Source organism: Achromobacter aloeverae, from assembly GCF_004121055.1.
Taxonomy (GTDB): Bacteria; Pseudomonadota; Gammaproteobacteria; order Burkholderiales; family Burkholderiaceae_B; genus Bordetella_C; species Bordetella_C aloeverae.
This window is the reverse complement of sequence record NZ_PYAL01000001.1, coordinates 101,465-121,578: the sequence shown is the minus strand read 5'-3', so window position 1 is coordinate 121,578 and position 20,114 is coordinate 101,465. Positions and strand designations below refer to the sequence as shown.

General features: G+C 67.9%; 19 protein-coding genes. 12 read left to right on the top strand and 7 right to left on the bottom strand.

The window, feature by feature from the left end:
- Positions 1–28: 28 nt before the first annotated feature.
- A complete protein-coding gene (locus C7R54_RS00550; RefSeq protein ID WP_129148253.1) occupies positions 29–454 on the bottom strand; it encodes a universal stress protein in 426 nt (141 codons plus the stop codon).
- Positions 455–835: 381 nt separating this feature from the next.
- On the opposite strand from C7R54_RS00550, the gene C7R54_RS00545 reads away from it, so the two are divergent.
- From C7R54_RS00545 to C7R54_RS00535, 3 genes are all read left to right on the top strand, one after another.
- On the top strand, positions 836–2,191 hold the full coding sequence (locus C7R54_RS00545; protein WP_129148252.1) for an acyclic terpene utilization AtuA family protein: 1,356 nt from the start codon (positions 836–838) through the stop codon (positions 2,189–2,191).
- A 10-nt stretch (positions 2,192–2,201) separates the two neighbouring features.
- Positions 2,202–2,534 (top strand): DUF4387 domain-containing protein, encoded by a 333-nt coding sequence (locus C7R54_RS00540; RefSeq protein WP_129148251.1) that lies wholly within the window; start codon positions 2,202–2,204, stop codon positions 2,532–2,534.
- 104 nt (positions 2,535–2,638) lie between these two features.
- The gene (locus C7R54_RS00535) at positions 2,639–3,598 is read left to right on the top strand and encodes a tripartite tricarboxylate transporter substrate-binding protein (RefSeq protein WP_129148250.1); all 960 of its coding nucleotides are present in this window, start codon (positions 2,639–2,641) and stop codon (positions 3,596–3,598) included.
- Here C7R54_RS00535 and C7R54_RS00530 read toward each other — a convergent pair.
- Positions 3,585–4,664, bottom strand: a complete 1,080-nt coding sequence (locus C7R54_RS00530; RefSeq protein ID WP_129148249.1) for a sigma 54-interacting transcriptional regulator — start codon at positions 4,662–4,664, stop codon at positions 3,585–3,587. The two genes, C7R54_RS00535 and C7R54_RS00530, sit on opposite strands and share 14 nt — an antisense overlap.
- Positions 4,661–6,280, bottom strand: a complete 1,620-nt coding sequence (locus C7R54_RS00525; protein WP_129148248.1) for a gamma-glutamyltransferase — start codon at positions 6,278–6,280, stop codon at positions 4,661–4,663. The genes C7R54_RS00530 and C7R54_RS00525 overlap by 4 nt, the downstream gene beginning before the upstream one ends.
- A gap of 175 nt (positions 6,281–6,455) precedes the next feature.
- Here C7R54_RS00525 and C7R54_RS00520 point away from each other — a divergent pair, with 175 nt between their 5' ends.
- The 8 genes from C7R54_RS00520 to C7R54_RS00485 all read left to right on the top strand — a co-directional run bounded on the left by C7R54_RS00520 (position 6,456) and on the right by C7R54_RS00485 (position 15,042).
- Positions 6,456–7,829 carry an ethanolamine ammonia-lyase subunit EutB gene (locus tag C7R54_RS00520; protein WP_129148247.1) on the top strand — a complete coding sequence of 458 codons (1,374 nt, stop codon included), beginning with the start codon at positions 6,456–6,458 and terminating at the stop codon, positions 7,827–7,829.
- Positions 7,830–7,840: 11 nt separating this feature from the next.
- Positions 7,841–8,635 (top strand): ethanolamine ammonia-lyase subunit EutC, encoded by a 795-nt coding sequence (gene eutC / locus C7R54_RS00515; protein ID WP_129148246.1) that lies wholly within the window; start codon positions 7,841–7,843, stop codon positions 8,633–8,635.
- A gap of 120 nt (positions 8,636–8,755) precedes the next feature.
- Positions 8,756–10,081, top strand: coding sequence for a histidinol dehydrogenase (gene hisD, locus C7R54_RS00510; protein ID WP_129148245.1), 1,326 nt, complete (start codon positions 8,756–8,758; stop codon positions 10,079–10,081).
- Positions 10,078–10,845 carry an SDR family NAD(P)-dependent oxidoreductase gene (locus tag C7R54_RS00505; protein ID WP_129148244.1) on the top strand — a complete coding sequence of 256 codons (768 nt, stop codon included), beginning with the start codon at positions 10,078–10,080 and terminating at the stop codon, positions 10,843–10,845. The genes hisD and C7R54_RS00505 overlap by 4 nt, the downstream gene beginning before the upstream one ends.
- On the top strand, positions 10,842–11,867 hold the full coding sequence (locus C7R54_RS00500; RefSeq protein WP_129148243.1) for a LacI family DNA-binding transcriptional regulator: 1,026 nt from the start codon (positions 10,842–10,844) through the stop codon (positions 11,865–11,867). Before C7R54_RS00505 ends, C7R54_RS00500 begins: the two co-directional genes overlap by 4 nt.
- 49 nt (positions 11,868–11,916) lie before the next feature.
- Entirely contained in the window at positions 11,917–12,915 is a 999-nt protein-coding gene (locus tag C7R54_RS00495; protein WP_129148242.1) for a Bug family tripartite tricarboxylate transporter substrate binding protein, read from the top strand.
- A 127-nt stretch (positions 12,916–13,042) separates the two neighbouring features.
- Positions 13,043–13,828, top strand: a complete 786-nt coding sequence (locus C7R54_RS00490) for an HpcH/HpaI aldolase family protein (protein WP_129148241.1) — start codon at positions 13,043–13,045, stop codon at positions 13,826–13,828.
- Between the two features lie 278 nt (positions 13,829–14,106).
- Positions 14,107–15,042 carry a tripartite tricarboxylate transporter substrate binding protein gene (locus C7R54_RS00485; RefSeq protein WP_240039391.1) on the top strand — a complete coding sequence of 312 codons (936 nt, stop codon included), beginning with the start codon at positions 14,107–14,109 and terminating at the stop codon, positions 15,040–15,042.
- 133 nt (positions 15,043–15,175) lie between these two features.
- Here the strand turns inward: C7R54_RS00485 and C7R54_RS00480 are convergent, their stop codons facing one another.
- On the bottom strand, positions 15,176–16,597 hold the full coding sequence (locus C7R54_RS00480; protein ID WP_129148239.1) for an amidase: 1,422 nt from the start codon (positions 16,595–16,597) through the stop codon (positions 15,176–15,178).
- A gap of 205 nt (positions 16,598–16,802) precedes the next feature.
- Between C7R54_RS00480 and C7R54_RS00475 the strand changes: the two genes are divergently transcribed.
- Complete coding sequence (locus C7R54_RS00475) at positions 16,803–17,798, top strand: Bug family tripartite tricarboxylate transporter substrate binding protein (RefSeq protein WP_129148238.1); 996 nt, start codon at positions 16,803–16,805, stop codon at positions 17,796–17,798.
- A 61-nt stretch (positions 17,799–17,859) separates the two neighbouring features.
- On the opposite strand, the gene C7R54_RS00470 is transcribed toward C7R54_RS00475, so the two are convergent.
- The 3 genes from C7R54_RS00470 to C7R54_RS00460 all read right to left on the bottom strand — a co-directional run bounded on the left by C7R54_RS00470 (position 17,860) and on the right by C7R54_RS00460 (position 20,024).
- On the bottom strand, positions 17,860–18,801 hold the full coding sequence (locus C7R54_RS00470; protein WP_240039330.1) for a hypothetical protein: 942 nt from the start codon (positions 18,799–18,801) through the stop codon (positions 17,860–17,862).
- Between the two features lie 132 nt (positions 18,802–18,933).
- A complete protein-coding gene (locus C7R54_RS00465) occupies positions 18,934–19,374 on the bottom strand; it encodes a hypothetical protein (protein WP_129148237.1) in 441 nt (146 codons plus the stop codon).
- Positions 19,375–19,505: 131 nt separating this feature from the next.
- The gene (locus C7R54_RS00460; protein WP_129148236.1) at positions 19,506–20,024 is read right to left on the bottom strand and encodes a hypothetical protein; all 519 of its coding nucleotides are present in this window, start codon (positions 20,022–20,024) and stop codon (positions 19,506–19,508) included.
- Positions 20,025–20,114: the final 90 nt, after the last annotated feature.

Below are 20,114 nucleotides of genomic sequence, written 5' to 3'. Positions count from 1 at the left end.
GGGAGGGCAACCGGCGTGCCGCGGATGACTACTTCACCACGGTGACCGGCACCTTGGCCAGGTGCAAGGTCTTGGTCGTCACCGATCCCAGCCACATCCCGGCGGCCGCGCCCAGGCCGCGGGTGCCCATGACGATCTGGTCGCAATGGTGCTCGTCGGCGGTGGCGACGATGGTCTCGGCGCTGCTGCCGGCGCGGATATGCGCCGTATAGGGAATGCCCTTGCCATCCAGCAGCGCCCGGGCCGCCGCCAGCGCGGCATCGCCTTCTTCCTGGTGGTAGTGCTGGATCGTGCTGCTGTCGATGAAGCGGCGCACATGAGGGGAGTTGATGGGGATCGGGACGTTCAGCAGATGCAGGGTCAGCGGCTCGAACATCTGCTTGTGGTCGACCACATACTGAAGCGCCCTGAGGGCAGATTCGGAACCGTCGATGGGAACGAGCAGGCAGCTCATGCAAACCTCCTTATGGCCATGCCGCGAGGCGCGGGGGCCTGGCGGCGTTCGTGGGCGGAACAGGACAGGCGTCGCCAGCGGCGGAAACGGGGCTTCCGAGAGGGCGTCCGAGGCTGACAACGCCCTGACAATATCACGCGATTTTCCGCGTGGGCTGTTGCGCCAGGTCAAGAAAGGAGCCATGGAGGGACGAGATGCGTCCGCATCGTGCGTGGGCTTCACGCGAAATACGTGGGAATCACGCATAACGCGGATCGCGATAGAAATCCTAAATGCTTGATCCAAAAGGGTAAGTTTGCTTTCTAAAACTTGGCACATGCTTTGCATTTGGGATAGGGCCACGAACCGCGTGGCCCCTTTTCCTGAAGAGTGCGACGACTTATGCCTTCCCTGAAAATTATTTGTCCCAACGGGCACCTGGGGTTCGCGCCCCTGCGCGTGGAAAGCTTTAGAGCGGGCGTGGATGCCCAGCCGGACTACATCGCGGCCGACTCCGGCAGCGACGACGTCGGCCCGGTGCCGCTGGGTTCGGACACGTCGACCAGCCCCGAGGCGTGGCAGCGGCACGACCTGGAGCAGATGCTGTTGGCGGCGCGCGCGCGCGGCGTGCCCATGATCATCGGCTCGGCGGGCGACACCGGTTCGAACAGCCGCGTCGACCTGTATGTCCGCATCGTAAAGGAGCTGGCGCGCCAGCATGGACTGGCGCCTTTCAAGATCGGCTATTTCTACTCGGAAGTGGATCCCGCCTTCGTGCGCGGCAAGCTGCGCGATGGCGGCATCGTCGCCGGGCTGGATGGCTACGCCGACCTGACGGAGGCGGAACTGGATGCCACCGACCGCATCGTCGCCGTGGCCGGCGTCCAGCCTTATCTGCGGCTGCTGGAAGCGGGCGCCGACGTTATCATCGGCGGCCGCAGTTCGGACGCGGCGGTCTTCGCGGCGCCGGCCTTGCATCACGGCTACGCGGCCGACCAGGCCTACTACCTGGGCAAAGTGCTGGAGTGCGCGTCCTTCTGCGCGGAACCCTACGGTGGCAAGGAAACCGTCATGGGCGAAATCAGCGCCGAGGACGTGCGGGTGACGGCCATGCACCCCGACCAGCGCTGCACCATCGCGTCGGTGGCGGGCCATGCCATGTATGAGCGGTCCAATCCCTATGACGAGTTCTTCGCCGGCGGCAGGCTGGACATGCGCGAATGCCATTACGAGCAGGTCAGCGAGAAGACCACGCGCATCACCGGCTCGCGCTTCATCCCTTCGGACCGCCTGACCGTGAAGCTGGAAGGCGCCGGCAAGGTCGGCGAACGCTACATCGGGCTGTGCGGCATTCGCGATCCCTACACCATCGCCAACGTCGACCGCGTCATCGACTGGGCGCGCGAGAAGGTGCGCGAACGCTTCGGCGACGACGGCTATGAACTGCACTACAAGGTCTATGGCCGCGACGGCGTGATGGGAGAGCTGGAGCCGCTGCGCAAGCAGCCCGGCCACGAGCTGTGCGTCTTCGTGCAAGGGGTCGCCCCCACCGACGGGATGGCGGAAGAGGTCACCTTGACCGGGCTGCGGCAGATGTTCTACGCGCGCCTGCCCGACGTGAAGGGTACGGCCGGGTCCGTGTCCTTTCCCCTGGACGAGGTGGTGCGCGCCAGTGCCGCGTATCGCTGGACCCTGAACCACACCATCGAGGTCGACGACATCTTCGACCTGTTCCAAGTCCACATGACCGAAGCTTGAAGGCCGCGCCATGACCACGAAGAAACTCAGCGAACTCGCCAAGACCATACGCAGCAAGAATGCCGGGGTGAACAAGATCACCTTCGACATCATTTTCCGCGACCGCGCCACCTACGAGGCGGTGAAGCGCTCGCGCGCCCTCACGCGGGATAGCGTGGCGGCGCTCTACCGCATCGCGCAGGAGCGGATTTCCGATTTCGTGGAATACGATCCCGGACTGGCGATCAAGTTCACCGTCTATCGTCTGCGGCCCAGCGGGTCGGCGGGCGATGGCGATATCTTCGGCGCCCAGCAGTACGCGCCGCTGCTGGACGTGCCCGTGAATTTGCCTGTGTCGTCGTAGACCGCCGTGCGGGCCCGGCATACGCCTACGCAAAGCGCGGCCCCGGGTCCCGCCATCTACCATCCATGGGGCCTCGGCCCCCGTTTCAAGCAAGGGGAATCAACATGAAACGCATCCTGTCCGGCCTGGCGCTGGCCGCCTGGGCACTGGCGTCGCCCGCCGGCGCGCAGACGGCCGTGCCCAAGCAGATCAAGATCGTGGTGCCGTTCTCCGCCGGCGCCAGCAACGACGCCATCGCGCGCGCCATCGCGTCGCAACTGGGCGATGAGTTGAAGGCCGTCGTCATCGTGGAGAACCGCGCCGGCGCGGCGGGCATCATCGGGTCCGAATACGTGGCGAAGTCGCCCAAGGACGGTACGACGCTGCTGCTGACCTCGTCCACGTTCCTGACGTCCGCCGCCACCCAGCCTCAAATGCCCTACGACCCGGTCAAGAGCTTCGCGCCGGTGGCCATGGTGGGGCAAGGGCCGCTGGTGGTGGCGGTGTCGGGGCTGGCGCCTTATGGCGACCTCAAGAGCCTGCTCGACCAGGCCCGCGGCAAGCCGGATACGTTGAACTACGGCACGGCGGGCATCGGGTCGCTGGCGCACCTGGCGACCGTGATGATGGACGATGCCGCGAAGGTATCCATGACGCACGTGCCGTACAAGGGCGCCGCCAACGCGGCTTCCGACCTGGCGGGCGGGCAGATCGATGTGATGCTGGCCAACTACAGCTCGCTGGCGTCGCTGGAGCAGGGCGGCAAGATCAAGCTGGTGGCGACCACGGCCAAGGACGCCAGCCCGGCGTTTCCCAAGCTGCCGCCCGCGTCCAGCGTCGTTCCCGGGTTCGCCATCGATATCTGGGTAGGCGTCTTCGCGCCCGCGGGCACGCCGCAGGACCTGGTGGACCGCTACAACAAGGCCATCAACCGCATTTCCCGCACGCGGCAGACCACGGCGCTGCTGGACATGGACGGCACCGTTCCGGAAAGCCTGACCAGCGCCGAGTTCGGCGAACGGGTCTCCAGGGACTATGCCCAGTGGCGCGACCTGGCGCGCAGCCACCACATCACGGTGGAGTAGCGGTCTTGCCCATGCCCAGCCTGGCCATCTGGTGGCGCAGTGCATGGCGCGAGAGGCCCAGCAGGGCGGCGGCCGAGCCCAGGTTGCCCGCCGTCGCCGCGAGGGCGGCCGCAATCATGCCGGCCTGGAAGGCCGCCGTGCGGGCGGCATAGTCCCCGTGCGCCGCGTCGAATGGCGTTGCGGGCGCGGCCTGCGCCGCGATCGTGCCGGGCATGGCGGCCGGTCCCGCTTCGGCGACGGAGGCCGCCATCCCGGCCGAAGCCGCTTCGGCGTCGGGCATGGCGTCGCGCACGATGCGCGCGGGCAGGTGCTCCATGCCGACCGTGTCGCCGTTCTCCAGGATGCAGATGCGTTCGAGCAGGTTGCCCAGTTCGCGCACATTGCCCGGCCAGGCATAGCGGCGAAAGACGTTCTCGACGTCTGGCGCCAGGCGCCTGAATCCGCTGGCGTGCATGCGGCCGTAGCGGTCCAGGAAGCGTTCGGCCAGCACGAACACGTCCTCGCCGCGCTCGCGCAAGGGCGGCAGGTTGATCGACACCACTTGCAGCCGGTAGTAAAGGTCGTCGCGGAATTTTCCGGCGTGGACCTCGCCCAGCAGGATCTTGTTGGTGGCGGCGATGACGCGCACGTCGGTGGAAACTTCCCGTACCGCGCCGATGCGGCGGAAGCGGCGGCTGTCCAGCAGCGTCAGGATCTTGGCCTGCATCATGGGTTCCAGTTCGCGCACCTCGTCCAGGAAGACACTGCCGCCGTTGGCCGTTTCCAGCAGGCCGGTCTTGCGCGCGACGGCGCCGGTAAAGGCTCCCCGTTCATGGCCGAACAGTTCGGATTCGAGCAGGTTGCCGGGAATGGCCGCGCAGTTGATCTCGGTGAAGTCCTTGCCCGCGCGCGCCGAGTGGTCGTGCAGGGCGCGCGCCACCACGCCCTTGCCCGTGCCGGTCTCGCCGTAGATCAGCACCGTGCTGGCGCGGCTGCGGGCCACGCGCAGGACCAGGTCGCGCAGGGCGACGATGGAGGGATGGTCGCCGACGATGGTCTCGGCGAGCGGGGCAGCGATCGCGGTCATTCTTGCTGGCCTATGGCGTCCGACCACGGAGAGGTGACTTCCGTCGCGCCGAAATGCCGGTCCCCGCTGGCCATGACGGCCGAGGGGAACGCATAGGCGTAGGGATAGAGCGTCGCCTGCGTCCGCACCGTGGGAAAGGCCGCGCCCAGCGCATCGATCACCGCCGCCGGCAACCTGCTGTTGGCGATGACGGTGCCGCTGCCGCTCATGTCCATGCGCGGCTGCCGGAAGGCGTCTTCCAGCGTCAGGCCGTAGTCGTTGAGAAAGACCGACAGTTGCAGCACCGCGCCCATGATCTTGCGTCCGCCGGACGCGCCCAGGGCGTAGCGGTCGCCCGCCGCGGTTTCTCCCACCACCGGGCACACGTTCATCAGGCATTTCTTGCCGGGCGCCAGCGAGTTGGGACGGCCGGGTTCCGGATCGAACCACATGATGCCGTTGTTCATCAGCAGACCGGTCGATGGCGATACTACCTTGGCGCCGAAGGCGGAGAGCAGCGTCTGCGTGACGGCGCACATGTTGCCGTGACGGTCGACCACGGAGAAATGACTGGTGCAAGCGGGCGCCTTGGGCGCGTCGAGGTCGCCCATCCTCGCCAGCCGCTGCTTGAACGACCGGTCCAGCGCGCGTGCCATGGCGACATAGGCCTGTGGCCCAGGGAGGTCGCGGCCGGCGGCCGGCGCGTCCAGCGCGGCTTGCAGGTCATCCAGCGCCACCTTCAGGCTGGGGCCGGCGGTGTATCCCGGCGCCGCATGGATGCGGGCGCCGCGATAGGGGATGGTCAGGGGCGCTTCCATCCTGGCGGCGTAATGGCGCAGGTCCTGGCTGCTCAGGTAGCCCCCCTTGTCCTGGATGTCGCGCGCCAGGGCCTCGGCGATGTCGCCGGTGTAGAACGCCGCCGCGCCGTGGCTGGCCAGGTGCTCCAAGGTCCGCGCCAACGGGCCCTGGTCCAGGCGCCGTTCCGCAAGGGCGGTCCATCCGCCCACGATGGGCCATTGCCCGTCGTCGAGAAACATGGCCGCCGCGTGGGGATCCTGGGCCAGGTCGCGCGCGCAGGAGGCGATCAGCAGCCCGGCGTACCAGTCGACCAGCAAGCCCTGCCTGGCCATGTCGACGGCCGGCGCCAGGACGTCGCGCCAAGGCAGCCTGCCGTAGCGGTCATGCGCCAGGCCCATGCCGGCGACGGTGCCAGGCACCGCGATGGCCTTGGGGCCGCGCAGGTTGAGGTCGTCCCGCACCGCCGGCCAGCCGAAGAACTCGCTGCGGGGTGCTTCGGGCGCCAGCGGGTAAGCGGCGGGGTCGAGGCCGGCGGGGGCGTGCAGGCCGAAGTCGATGGCGTAGGCGCGCTGCTCGTCGGCGCGCCAGACGACCATGGCCCCGCCGCCCCCCGCGCCGCTCATCCAGGGCTCGGCCACGCCCAGCGCGAACGAGGTGGCGACGGCGGCGTCGACGGCATCGCCCCCCGCGTCGAGCACCGCCACGCCCGCCAGGGCCGCGCGGCGACTTTGCGCGGCGACGATGCCGCCGCGGCTTTCGACCATGGGCTTGTCCACCACCTGCGTGCGCGACAGGTTTTCGCTGCTCGCAGCGATGGCGGGAGGCTGTGGCTGTTCCATGGGCGGGGCTCCGGGTTGGGGGGAATGGGCGGTGCGTACGCCGGACCCGGCGGACCGTGGAAGGATAGCCGACCAGCGGGAACGCGAGTACCAGGGGGGTGATTACCAGGAGACGATTACCGGCTGGTACGCGGAGTAAGATGGCAGCGGACTCCAGGAAGGGGAAGGGTGAACCGTGTACGCGACGACCATAGGAACTGTACGCCATGTGTTCGACGGGCTGAAGGACGTCATGGCACGCGCCACGCCGCTGCGTAGCGGCGATGTCCTGGCGGGCGTCGCCGCCCGCTCCAGCGAGGAGCGCGTGGCGGCGCAATATGTGCTGGCCGACCTGCCGCTGCGGACCTTCCTGGATGTTGCGCTGGTGCCCTACGAAACGGATGAAGTCACCCGGCTGATCCTTGACACCCACGACGCCGAGGCGTTCGCGCCCGTGTCCCACATGACGGTCGGCGAGTTTCGCGACTGGCTGCTGGCCGATACGACGGATACCGCGGCCCTGACCCGGCTGCGTCCCGGACTGACGCCCGAAATGGTGGCGGCGGCGAGCAAGCTGATGCGCTTGCAGGACTTGATGCTGGTCGCCGCGAAGTGCAGCGTGGTCACCCGCTTCCGCAATACGGTGGGCTTGCCTGGACGGCTATCCGTGCGCCTGCAGCCCAACCATCCCACCGACGACGCGCGGGGCATCGCGGCGAGCATCCTCGACGGCCTGCTGCTGGGGGCGGGCGACGCCGTGATAGGCATCAACCCCGCCACCGACAGTCCCGCCATGGCCAGGGATTTGCTGTGCCGCCTGGACGACATGCGGGAGCGCCTGGATATTCCCACGCAGAGTTGCATCCTGACGCATGTGACCACGGGCATGAGGCTGGTTGAACGCGGCGCGCCGGTCGACCTGCTGTTCCAGTCGATCGCGGGCACCGAAGGCGCGAACCGCGGCTTCGGCATCGACCTGGCCTTGCTGGCCGAGGCCCATGAGGCCGCGCTGTCGCTGCAACGCGGAACGGTAGGGACCAACGTGATGTATTTCGAGACGGGGCAGGGCAGCGCGCTGTCGGCGGGCCAGCATCACGGTGTCGACCAGCAGACCCTGGAGGCGCGCGCCTACGCGGTGGCGCGCGCCTATTCGCCGTTCCTGGTGAATACGGTGGTGGGTTTCATCGGGCCGGAATATCTCTACGACGGCAAGCAGATTACGCGGGCCGGCCTGGAAGACCAGTTCTGCGGCAAACTGCTTGGCGTGCCCATGGGCTGCGATGTCTGCTACACGAACCACGCGGAAGCGGACCAGGACGACATGGACGCGTTGTTGACGCTGCTGGTGGCGTCGGGCGTGAATTTCGTCATGGGCGTGCCGGGCGCCGACGACATCATGCTGGGATACCAGAGCACATCGTTTCACGATGCGCTGGCCATGCGGGAACTGCTGGGGCGGCGGCCCGCGCCGGAGTTCGAAGCGTGGCTGGTGAAACAGGGCCTGTGCGACGGGAAGGGCCGGATACGTCCGGCGTCCCTGCCGCCGGCCTTCGCCGCCTTGTTGCCGTGAGGATGCGCACGATGACGACAGATGATACGAAGGACCCGGCTGCGGACCTGCCTGATACGGCCACCACGGCCCCGCTGTGGCGGCGGCTGCGGGAACTGACGGCGGCGCGCATCGGCCTGCCGCGAACCGGGGCGTCCCTGGCCACCGAGTCCTTGCTCGATTTCCGCATGTCGCATGCGAGGGCGCGCGACGCGGTGCATGCCGCGCTGGACATCGATGCCTTGCGCGCCGACCTGCTGCCCTTGGGCCTGCCCGTGCTTCATTGCCGCACCGAGGCGGCGGAGCGGGAACGCTACCTCTTGCGCCCCGACCTCGGACGCCGGCTGGACGACGAATCGCGCGAGCGCCTGCTCTCGTGCGGGCATCGCGGCGCGGATCTCTGCATCACCGTGGCGGACGGGCTGTCCGCCACCGCGGGACAACATCATGCGACCGCCTTGCTGGGCCACCTGGCGCCATTGCTCAGGCGGCAAGACTGGTTGCTGGGTCCCCTGGTCCTCCTGGAGCAGGGCCGGGTTGCCGCCGGCGACGACATCGGCGAGGCGCTGGACGTCAAATGCATGATCATTTTGGTCGGAGAGCGCCCCGGCCTGACGTCGCCCGATTCGCTGGGCGCCTACATGACGTGGATGCCACGGGTCGGCCGCACGGACGCGGAACGGAACTGCGTCTCGAATATTCGCCCTCGGGGCCTGCCCCTGGTCGACGCGGCGACGAAGATCGCCTACCTGGCGGGCAGGATGCGCGCCGAAGGTTGTTCGGGCGTGCGCCTCAAGGACGAAATAGCCGACGATACCGATATCTGAGCCGCACGCCGGTCCGTGCGGATTCCTAGGGTTTCCACTTATTTGCATACGTATGCAAGGATTCAACACTGCCTTCCATCACGCAGTCCTCTCGATGACTTTTTGCAGGGCAGGAGACCCATGATTCGCTACCTCAAGCGCGGCCGCGCCGCCGCCGTGAAGACCGAAGACGATGCCAAGGTGCGCGCCACCGTCGAAGGCATCATCCGCGACATCGAAACCCGCGGCGACGACGCCGTGCGGGAATACAGCCGCAAATTCGACCAATGGGACCCCGCGGATTTCCGCCTGTCCCGCGCCCAGATCGACGCCGCGCGCAAGCAGCTGTCGGCGCGCGAAATCGAGGACATCGCCTTCGCGCAGGCCCAGATCCGCAACTTCGCCCAGATCCAGCGCGCATCCATGCGGGACGTGGAGGTGGAGACCTATCCGGGCGTGGTGCTGGGCCACAAGCACATTCCGGTGAATGCCGTGGGCTGCTACATCCCGGGCGGCAAATATCCCATGCTGGCCTCGGCGCACATGAGCGTGCTGACCGCCAAGGTGGCTGGCGTGCAGCGCATCGTCTCCACCGCGCCGCCTTACCAGGGCCAACCGCATCCGGCCATCGTGACCGCCATGGACATGGCCGGCGCCGACGAAATCCTCGTGCTGGGCGGCGTCCAGGCCGTCGTCGCGATGGCGGTCGGCACGGCTACCGTCGCGCCGGTGGACATGCTTGTGGGCCCGGGAAATATGTTCGTGGCGGAAGCCAAGCGCCAGCTCTATGGCCGCGTGGGCATAGACCTGTTCGCCGGTCCCACGGAAACCCTGGTCATCGCCGACGACAGCGTGGACGGCGAACTGTGCGCGGTGGACCTGCTGGGGCAGGCCGAGCACGGCCCGACGTCGCCGGCCATCCTGCTTACCAATAGCGAGAAGCTGGCCCAGGACACGCTGGCCCAGGTCGAACGTCAGTTGGCCAGCCTGCCGACCGCGGCAATCGCGGCCAGGAGCTGGGCCGACTGCGGCGAGGTCATCGTTTGTGACACGCCGGAGGAAATGCTGCGCGTGGCCGACGATCTCGCTTTCGAGCACGTGCAGGTCATGACGCGGGACCCGGATTACTTCCTGCGCAATATGACCAACTACGGCGCGCTATTCCTGGGGCCGCGCACCAACGTCAGCTTCGGCGACAAGGTGATCGGCACCAACCATACGCTGCCGACCAACCGCAACGCCCGCTATACCGGCGGCCTGTGGGTGGGCAAGTTCCTGAAGACATGCACCTACCAGCGCGTGCTGACGGACGCCGCCAGCGCGGCCATCGGCGAATACTGCTCGCGCCTGTGCCACATGGAAAACTTCGCCGGCCATGGCGAGCAGGCCAACATCCGCGTGCGCCGCTACGGCGAGCGCCCGGACCTGCCGTGGTACCAGCCGGTGGCCGCCGGAGCGCAGGCGTGATCGCCTTGCCCAAGGCCCCGGGGTTCGGCCTCGCGGGTCGCCGCGCGCTGGTGACGGGCGGCAGCGGCGGCATCGGCCTTGCGGCTGCCGCCGCCCTGGGCCGCGCCGGCGCGCATGTCACGGTGGCTGCCCGGCGCGGCGCCGAGCTGGAGGAGGTCTGCGTGGCGCTGCGGGCGGAAGACATCGCGTGCGACGCCCAGGTGCTTGACGTCACGGATGCGGCGGCGGTGGACCGCGTCATGGCGCAAGGCGAGGCCTATGACATCCTGGTGAACAATGCCGGCATGAATCGTCCCAAGCTCCTGGCCGAGCAGCCCGACGAGGATATCGACGCGGTCCTGGATCTCAACGTCAAGGCAGCCTTCCGTACCAGCCGCGCGGCGGTGCGGCGTCTGCTGCGGGAAGGGCGGGGCGGGTCCATCATCAATGTCTCGTCGCAGATGGGGCATGTAGGCAGCCCCCGGCGCACCCTGTATTGCGCCAGCAAGCACGCGCTGGAAGGCATGACCCGGGCGCTGGCCTGGGAGGTGGGCACGGCGGGTATTCGCGTGAACACGATCTGTCCCACCTTCATCGAAACGCCGATGACGGCGCCCATGTTGGCGCAGCCGGGCTTCCGGGACTGGATCTGCGCGCGCAACGCGCTGGGCCGGGTCGGACGGCTGGAAGAGGTGATGGGGGCCATCGTGTTCCTTGCCAGCGAGGCCTCCAGCCTGGTGACGGGCAGCGCCCTGATGCTGGACGCGGGATGGACCGCCGCATGAGGACCTCGCCGCGCGCGCAGGACGTGGCGGACCTCGCCAAGGTGTCGCAGTCCGCCGTCAGCCGCACCTTCACCCCCGGCGCCAGCGTGTCGGAGCAGACCCGGCGCAAGGTGCTGGCGGCCGCGCAGAAGCTGGGCTATCGCCCCAACGCGCTGGCGCGCAGCCTGATCACGCGCCGCAGCCGCATCGTGGCGCTGGTGATGAGCTATCTGGAGAACCAGTTCTACCCGCTGGTCATCGAGAAGCTTTCGCAGAAGCTGCAGAAAGAGGGCTACCACGTCCTGATGTTCATCGCCGAGGTGGACGAGGCGGCCGATGGCGTGCTGGCGGAGATCCTGCAATACCAGGTCGATGGCATCGTGATGGCGTCGGCCATGCTGTCGCCCAACATCGCGCGCAGTTGCGCTGAAGTGGGCGTGCCCGTGCTGCAGTTCAACCGGCTATCCATGCTGGGCGGGCTGGCGCGCCACGCCAGCAGCTCCGTCACGTCGGACAACCCGGCCGGCGGTCGCCTGGCGGCGCGCCTGCTGGTGGCGCGCGGCTACCGCCGCTTCGGTTTCCTGGCGGGACTGGAGGACTCGTCGACCAGTATCGAGCGGGAGCGCGGTTTCCGCGAGGAATTGCGCGCGCTGGGTCACGACCTGCACCGGCGCGAGGCGGGACATTACGACTTCGACCAGGCGCAGGCGGCCACGCGCCGCCTGTTCGCGCAGGGCGATATCGACGCCGTCTTCGCAGCCAACGATCACATGGCCATCGCCGCGCTGGACGTCCTGCGGCTGGAGCTGAAGCTGCGCGTGCCCGAAGACGTGGGCGTGGTCGGTTTCGACGACGTGCCGCAGGCCGCCTGGGGCGCCTATCGGCTGACCACCGTGCGGCAGCAGTTGGAGCCCATGGTCGACGCCACCGTCGGATTGCTGCGGGAGCAGATGCAGGCCGAGCTGCGGCCGCGCGACATCGTCGTGCCATGCGTGCTGGTGGAGCGCGCGACGGTGCGGTCGCGGGAAAGCACATCAACATGAACACGCGGGCGTCATATCCGCCCGCATCGAGATTCGCAGGAGACTATCCATGTATCGCAAACTAGTAGGCGCGCTGGCCGTGACGGCCGCGCTCGGGTCCACGCTGGGCGTCGTCGCCACGTCCGCGCATGCCGCCGGCGCCAAGGGCGCCTGGCCGACGCACACCATCCGCTACATCGTGCCGTTCTCCCCCGGCGGCGTATCCGATGGCGTGGCGCGGCTGATCGCCGAGCAACTGACCGCGCGCCTGGGCCAGTCCGTCATCGTCGAGAACAAGCCCGGCGTATCCGGCATCGTCGGCACGCAGCTGGCCGCCCGCGCCGAGCCCGACGGCTACACCATCGTCGGCGGCACGATCACGACGCACGCGGTCAATCCCTTCTTCGTCAAGTCACTGGGGTATGACCCGGTCAAGGACTTCGCCCCTGTCGCGCTGGTGGGCATGGTCAGCAACGCGCTGGTGGTGCGCGCGAACAGTCCCTACGACACGGTGCAGGCGGTGATCGACGCGGCCCGGGCCAAGCCGGACACCCTGACGTATGGCACCGCCGGTCCGGGCACGTCGCAGCACCTGTCGGGCCAGCTGTTCCAGTCGATCTCGGGCACCCGCCTGCGGCAGATCGTCTACAAGGGCGGTTCGCAATCCATGATCGACCTGATCGGCGGCCAGATCGACATGGTCTTCGATACGGTCGCTGCGGAACGTCCCATGATCGATGCCGGCAAGGTGAAGGTGCTGGGCGTCACGTCCGCGAAGCCGCTGGCCGACCTGCCGCAGGCCAGGCCCTTGGCGGAGCTGGGCCTGCCGGGTTTCGAAATGCAGTCCTGGCAGGGCATCTTCGCGCCTGCCGGCACACCCGCGCCCGTCGTGGACCGGCTGGCGCGGGAAATCGCAGCCGCCGTAGCCACGCCCGAGGTTCGCGCTAAATTGACGATGCTGGGCGTCGCGCCGGATGGGCGCGGCCCGGCGGACTTCTCGGCGTTTCAACGCAGCGAGATCGAAAAGTGGGGCAAGGTGATCAAGGATGCCGGAATCCAGGCGGACTGACGGCCGAGCCTGCCACTGACAGGACGAGCTACCGGCGATAGCCCCGCGGAATGGCGGAATGGCCGTTGCGCCCGCGCGGCGCCTTGTTCCATCACGCCACGGTGGCAGCCACAACAAGGAGACATGCATGACCGATACCCGCTTTCCCATCGATGGCCGCCTGCCCGACATGCTGCGCGGCGGCAAGCCCTTGCGCGGGCTGTTCAACGGCCTGCCCAGCCCGGCCATTGTCGAAATGTGCGCCTATGCCGGCTTTGACTTCGTGATCCTGGACAACGAGCACGGCAGCGCCGACCTGGACGTCACCGAGCACATGCTGCGGGCGGCGCGGGCGTCGGGCATCGTGCCGGTGGTGCGCTGCTTCGAGCACGATCTTCCGCGCATCCTGGACATGGGCGCCAGCGCGGTGCAGGTGCCGATGGTGCAGAGCGCGGAACATGCCCGGCGGTTGGCGGACATGACCCGCTATCCGCCCCTGGGAGGCCGCGGCAGCGCATTCAGCACGCGCGCCGCGGGCTATGGCGCCTTCGGCGGCGCCGCGCACACGCAGCGCAGCAACGACGGCATCGCCTTCATCGCCATGATAGAGACGCCGGAGGCGATTGCCGCGGCCGACGCCATCGCGGCGGTGGACGGCGTGGACGCGGTATTCATCGGTCCCAACGACCTGGCGCATGCCATGGGCCATGGCAGCGACTGGAACGCGCAGCCGGTGCAGCACGCCATCGAGCGGGGGTTGAAGGCCATCGCCGATGCGGGGAAATGCCCCGGCATCATCGCGTTGACGCCAGCCGACGAGGAGAAGTACGGCGCCTGGGGGGCGCGCTACTTCGCCAACGTGTCGACCAGCATCATTACCCGGGCGCTGGCGCAGGCGGCCTCGGCGGGGCGGGATGCCGGGGTCCGATATTGAAAGGTAAATGAAGGAAAAGTCTCCGAACGGATGAGGATGGCGCGCAAACCCGGCGAATAGGTCCCTAATTCCCGGGTTTAAGCAAAAAACTTCCAATGCGCTTACTATTCTGTCCGCAGCCCTGTGTCGCAGTAAAACAGCCGCCGGTGGATACAGAACGTGGGGGCGTTCTCATCGGAAGGACAAGAGCGGATCACATGGGCGATACATCAATGAATAGGTATCAGGAGAAAACCTTGAACATTACCCGTCGCCGTTTCAACACGGCCGCCTTCGGTCTGGCGTCGATCGCCGTGGCTCCCAAGATCGCTTTCGCGGACGACAAGTGGCCGTCCAAGCCCATCCGCGTCATCGTGCCGTTCGCCCCCGGCGGCGCCAACGACCTGCTGGGCCGTGCGGCCGCGGAAGGCATCGCGAAGTCGCTGGGCGTCAGCGTCATCGTCGAGAACAAGCCGGGCGCCGGCGCCGTGATCGGCACCGACTACGTCGCGCGCGCCGAGCCGGACGGCTACACGTTCCTGATCAGCGCCGCCGGCGTGATCTCGAACAGCATGATCCGCAAGGTCCACTACAAGGACAGCGACCTGGTCCCGGTGGCCATGGTGGGCCTGGCGCCGTCCGTGGTGGTGGCCCCGGCGAACTCGCCGTACAACAACCTGAAGGAATTCGTCGAAGGCTCCAAGAAGGGCTCGGGCTTGCACTTCTCGACCGCCGGCACGGGCAGCACGCCGCACTTCGTCGAAGGCATCCTGACCACCAACTACGGCGCCAAGCTGGACCTGGTGCCCTACAAGAGCGGTGGCGAATCGGTGTCCGCCGTGATCGGTGGCCAGGTCGACGCGACGTCGGAAGCCAGCATCGTGGTGCTGCCCATGGTCAAGGGCGGCAAGCTGAAGGCGCTGGCCTGCACGTGGTCCGAACGCATCAAGGCCTACCCGGAGTTGTCGACGGCCGCCGAGCAGGGCTTCCCCGACATCAAGATCGCGCACTGGGCCGGCGTGCACGCGCCCAAGGGCGTGCCGGACGCCATCCTGGACCGTGTCGCCGCCGGCGTCGACGCCGCGATGAAGGACCCCGTCAACGTCAAGCGCTTCACCGAGCAGGGCATCGAGCCGGTCGGCGGCACGCGTGCCGACTTCGTGAAGTTCTGCGATGAAGAGCGCGCGCGCCTGGGCGCGGTGGTGAAGGCCACCGGCATGCACCAGGACGACTGATACCCGCAGGGTATCGGGCCGGGCCCGCGGGATCGCGCATCTCGCGGGCCCGGGCAAGGGAGGGGAGGCCGTTCACGCGGCCTCCCTTTTTGCTTGGTAAGGTTGAAAGGCGGGCCCATGCCCCCTGGCCGTTTCAGGCGATCGGCTGCTGGTAGTGTTCGGGCGTCAACACCTCGAACGCCAGTGCCAGCTTCAACAGCGTCTTGTCCGCGCCCAGCGATCCGATGAACTGCAGCCCTATGGGAAGTCCGGCGGCGTCGAAGCCGTTGGGCAGGCTGATGGCGGGATGTCCCGTCATGTTGAAAGGCATGGTCCAGGGGAACCAGTTGGCGCGTATCCCTTCGATGCGCTGGCCGGCGATCTCGATAGGATCGTACAGGTCCTGGTCCAGGGGCAGGGCGGGACGCAGCAAGGTGGGCGTGACCAGGATGTCGGCGTCGGCCAGCAGGCCCTCGACGTGGCGGAACAGTCGCGTGCGGCCGAACATGGCTTCCTGGTAGTCCGCGGCCGTGAAGTGCTGCGCGGATTCGATCTGGCGTATGAAGGTAGCGCTGAAATCGGACGGCCGCTCCCGCACCAGCTTGCCGAACCGAGAGCGCCACACGGTGTGGTTGACCGTGCGCCAGATGGGTTCGACGTCGAACTCCTCGCCCGCGTCGAAGGGTAGGACCCGTGCGCCCGCGTCCTCGATGGTCTTCAGCGCCGCCGTGAAGGCCTGCTGCACCGACGGCTCGACCAGCTTGCCACGGGGCGCCAGGCAGAACTTGACCGTGCGGCCTCGGAATGATGCCACCGTCTCCTCGTCCCAGACCGGCGCCGCGCCGCGCGCCATGGACCAGGGATCGCAGGCATGCCCGCCGGCCATGGCGTCCAGCATCAGCACGGTATCCATGACCGTGCGGGAAATCGGCGTCACGTAGGTCTGGTTGCCATACGTGTCCTGTGCCTGGCTGTGCGGAACCACGCCCAGGCTTTGCTTCAGGCCCACCACGCCATTGACGGCGGCGGGGATGCGGGTCGATCCTCCGCCATCCGTCGCGATTCCAATGGCGCCGATGCCCGCCGCCACGGCGACAGCCGCGCCGCCGCTCGATCCGCCGCTGGAGTGCGCGGCGCTCCAGGCATTGCGCGTATCGCCGAACAGGGGCGACCGCGTGATGCACTGGCTGCCGAACTCCGGCGTGGTGGTCTTGCCGATGAGAATCGCGCCGGCCTGCTTCAGCCGCGCGACCGCCGCGGCGTCCTGCTGGGGCACGTGGTCCCTGTACATCACCGTGCCGTACGTCGTGCGCACGCCGGCGGTATCGACCAGGTCCTTGGCGCCGTAAGGAAGGCCGTGCAAGGGGCCGCGGTAGCGTCCCGCCATGATTTCCTGTTCGGCGATCCTCGCCGCGTCGAGGGCTGCATCGCCGCAGAGCGTAATGAAGCAGTTCAGCGTCGGTTGCAAGCGCTCGGCCCGATCCAGCATGGCCCGGGTCAATTCGACGGGGGAAAGGCGTTTCCCTTCGATCAGCCTGGCCAGTTCGACGGCGGATAGATAGCTCAGATCGCTCATGGATTCCTCGTTTTCGGCGCCCGATTCGACGATTACTGGGACGACTAGTGGGACGACTACTGGGGGTAAGTACCTATGTAGATACAATTAAGGCGTCCGTAGTATCCCAGAAAACGGGAATACGGGCCTCCAAGGGGAAATCAAAGTTCCGAAATTCCAGGTTTTATCAAAGGGCCTCCAAGGGGAGGTACATAGGCGAGTTGGCATGACGAAGCAGTGGCATTTCGCAAGCCTGATCCTGTTGGGCGCGGCGCTGGCGGTGCCGGCGCTGCGCGCGCAGGCCCAGGATGCGCCGAAGGACCTGCCCAAGGGCTTGATCAAGATCGTGGTCGGCTTCGCGCCAGGCGGCGCCGCGGACTTGACGGCGCGGACCTTCGCCGAGCAGTTGTCCCGGGAAGGCGTGAAGGAAGTCATCGTCGACAACCGTCCGGGCGCGTCCACCCGCATCGCCAACAGCTATGTGCAGCGCGCCGCGCCCGACGGCCTGACGCTGCTGCTGGCGACATCGCCGGCGTTCACGATCTATCCCTACACCTACAAGAATCTCGGCTACGACACCCAGAAGGACTTCCGCCCGATCGCGCTGCTGGTGGACATCCCGACCGCCATCGTCACCGGCGTCGACCAGCCCTATGGCAACATGAAGGAATTCGTGGCCTGGGCGAAGGAGCATGCCAACAGCGCGACGATAGGCCTGGCCGCGCAGGGCAGTTCTGGGCAGTTGGGGGCCATCGCGCTCGGCAAGGCCATCGGCGTGGATTTTGCCCCGGTGGTCTACAAGGGCGCGTCCCCCATGTTGGTGGATGTGGTCAGCTCGCGCGTTTCCATGGGTTGGGACGCCGCCGCCAGCATGGTGCCCTTGTACCAGGGCGGCAAGATCAAATTCCTGGGATTGAGCGGGTCGGAGCGCCTGGCATCCCTGCCTGGCGTGCCGACGGCGAAGGAGCAGGGGTATCCGCAGTTCGAGGCGGCGACCAGTTTCTACGCGATCTTCGCGCCCGCCGGCCTGCCCGACAAGACGGCGGCGGCGCTGGAAAAAGTGTTCCTCAAGGCGGCGCGGGATCCGGGCCTGGCGAAGAAGCTGCAGGAAAATGGCCTGGTGGTGAAACCCATGGACCATGCGCAGCTGGCGGAACGGGTACGGAAGGAGCAGGCCTTCTGGGCGCCGCTGGTCAAGGAATCGGGCATACAGTTCGAGTGATCCGGGACGGCGCGGACCCCGATGAACGCGATCCGCGCGTGTGTCGCCGGCGCTGGCGATCTTATTGCCAGGAATCCCGGGTACGGCCTCCACGCGTCGCCGCGTAGGTGGAAGAGAACGCGCCGATCAGCATCGAAATGAAGGCCCACAGGGCGAAGCCGGCCGCGGCCTTGCGGGCGGCGTCGGCGGCTTCGACGGCTTTTTGCTTCGCCTGGTCCGCGGCCTGCCGGGCGCGGTTGATCGTGTCGTCGATGCGCTTCTCGGCCGTGGGCTGGTCCACGCCCGTCTGGACCGAGATCACCCGCGCGACGTAGGCCTTGTCTTCCGGCGTGACGTTGCCGCGCGCGATGCTGGCGGCCACGATGCGGCCCACTTCAGCCTTGGCGGCATCGCCCTGCGTCGCGTCGGGACGGTCGGATCGGAACAGCGTGTCGGTGAAGTATTGCGTGGATGGCATCATGCCGCCCCCGCCGTTGGCGTTGCCGGCGGCGCTGGCCGCCCCGGCCGTGACGGCCGAGGTGGCGGCCGCGCCGGCGCCGGACACGGCGCTCGCGCCGACATTCGCCACGCCGCTGATGGCCGACGACGCGCCGGCCGTCATCAGGAAAGCGCTGACGGTGGCGCCCAGCGCCCAGACCAGGAAGCCGTGGGCGGTGTCGCGGAAGAAGACCTCATCCGAGTGGACGTCGACCCACTTGGTCCGCAGGCGGCCGGCGATATAGCCGCCCAGGCCGGCCGAGATGATCTGGATGACCACCAGCCAGATGATGGCACCTATGCCTATGGCCTTGGCCGACGCGCCATCGCCGCTCCAGGGCGAGGACGACGCCAGGCCCAGGCCGGCGCCAGCCACCAGCAGCATGAGGTAGGTGGCGGTCGCGACGAAAGCGCCAGCCAGGACGGCGCCCCAGGAGACGGCGGACCCGAACGACTCGCGCTTGCCGATGGAGGCGGGGGAGCCTGTTGCCGGCACGCCGGCGGTGTACGAAGGACTCGTTTCCATTTGGTTTACCTCGTTAAACAGGGGGATGGGTGCGGCGGGGCTACGCAAACCGCATACCCGCCACCTTTTTCCATCGTGCCGCCGCCCATGCGCATCGGACCGCCGCGCTGGGTTCGCGGCGGACCCGCGATGTCACCGCGCCGGTTTTTCGGCGCTGGCCGGCGCGCCGCGGTCCTGCGGCGGTGGGGTGTACAAGCGCTGCACGTCCTTGTTGGTAACGGCGTCGTTGTCGTCCCGCTTATCCTGGCCGGACCGGGGGACGGCATCCTTGCCGGACGGGGCATGCGAGTCGCCCTGTGCGCCGCTGCCTTGCGGCCCGCTGCCGGAAGCGCCCAGGCCGCCACCGCCTTGGCCGGTCTCGTTATGCAGTCCTTCTCCTTCCTTGCCGGAGCCCAGGCCCTGGGCCCGCGCCGTCGGCGCGAGCGTTACCGCGAGCGCGCCCATCCCGGCCGCGAGCGGCAAGGCGCCTTGGGAAAGAGTGCCCAGCCACAACGGCGCGGCCGTCGCCAGGGACGCGGCGACGCGGGCAATGCGGAGTCGCCGGCAGCCGCCGGCAGGTGTGCGTTTCTTCATGGTCGCGTCCTTCTCTGAAGTAGGGGAGGCAGCAGGCCCCGGCGCCTTATGGTCGAGGCCCGGGTGCGCGCCGGCGCGGGCGGGACCGCGAGGCCCCGCCGCCATGGCCGGTGGCCGGCGCAGAGCACATCTCATGCCTGCGGCAGCGCCATGGCGGGTGCTTGTGCCTGGGCGCGCTGCTTGGCGACGGCGCGGACCGCGTAGGCGATGGCGCCCGAGAAGGCCTCGTCATAGCAGGCATGGGCGCCGCTGGTCGCCACCACTATCCCATCGACGATCGCGCTGCCCCATACGCCGGTGTCGCCGGCCCGCAGCAGATGGGGGGACACCGTGGCCACCGCCTGGGTGTCGGCGCCCAGGCGCCACGCCGTCCTCGCCTTGGCGCGGGCATAGCCGGCGTAGTCGGCGTCCCACTGGTCGCGTGGCTTGCCGATGGCGTGCTCCAGCAGGATGGCTTCGTCGAACGTGGCTTCCCACGGCCGCACCGCGGGATTCATGATGACGATATAAAGAATGCCGCTGTCTCCGTATTGGGAATCGGCAAGCGCGGCTTCCATGGTCGGCATGACGAGGGATAGCGCTTGCGCGGCTGCCCTGCGGTCGAGGAAATAGGAGGCGGGCGGGGTGTCTGTCGCGGAGGTGGCGTGCATGGCTGGACTCTGCAGGAGAAGAGGGGAAGGGAAAGCGGGGATACGCGCTCGCGCCAGCGCAAGCGCTGTTCCTCGTCCCTTCGACCTGCC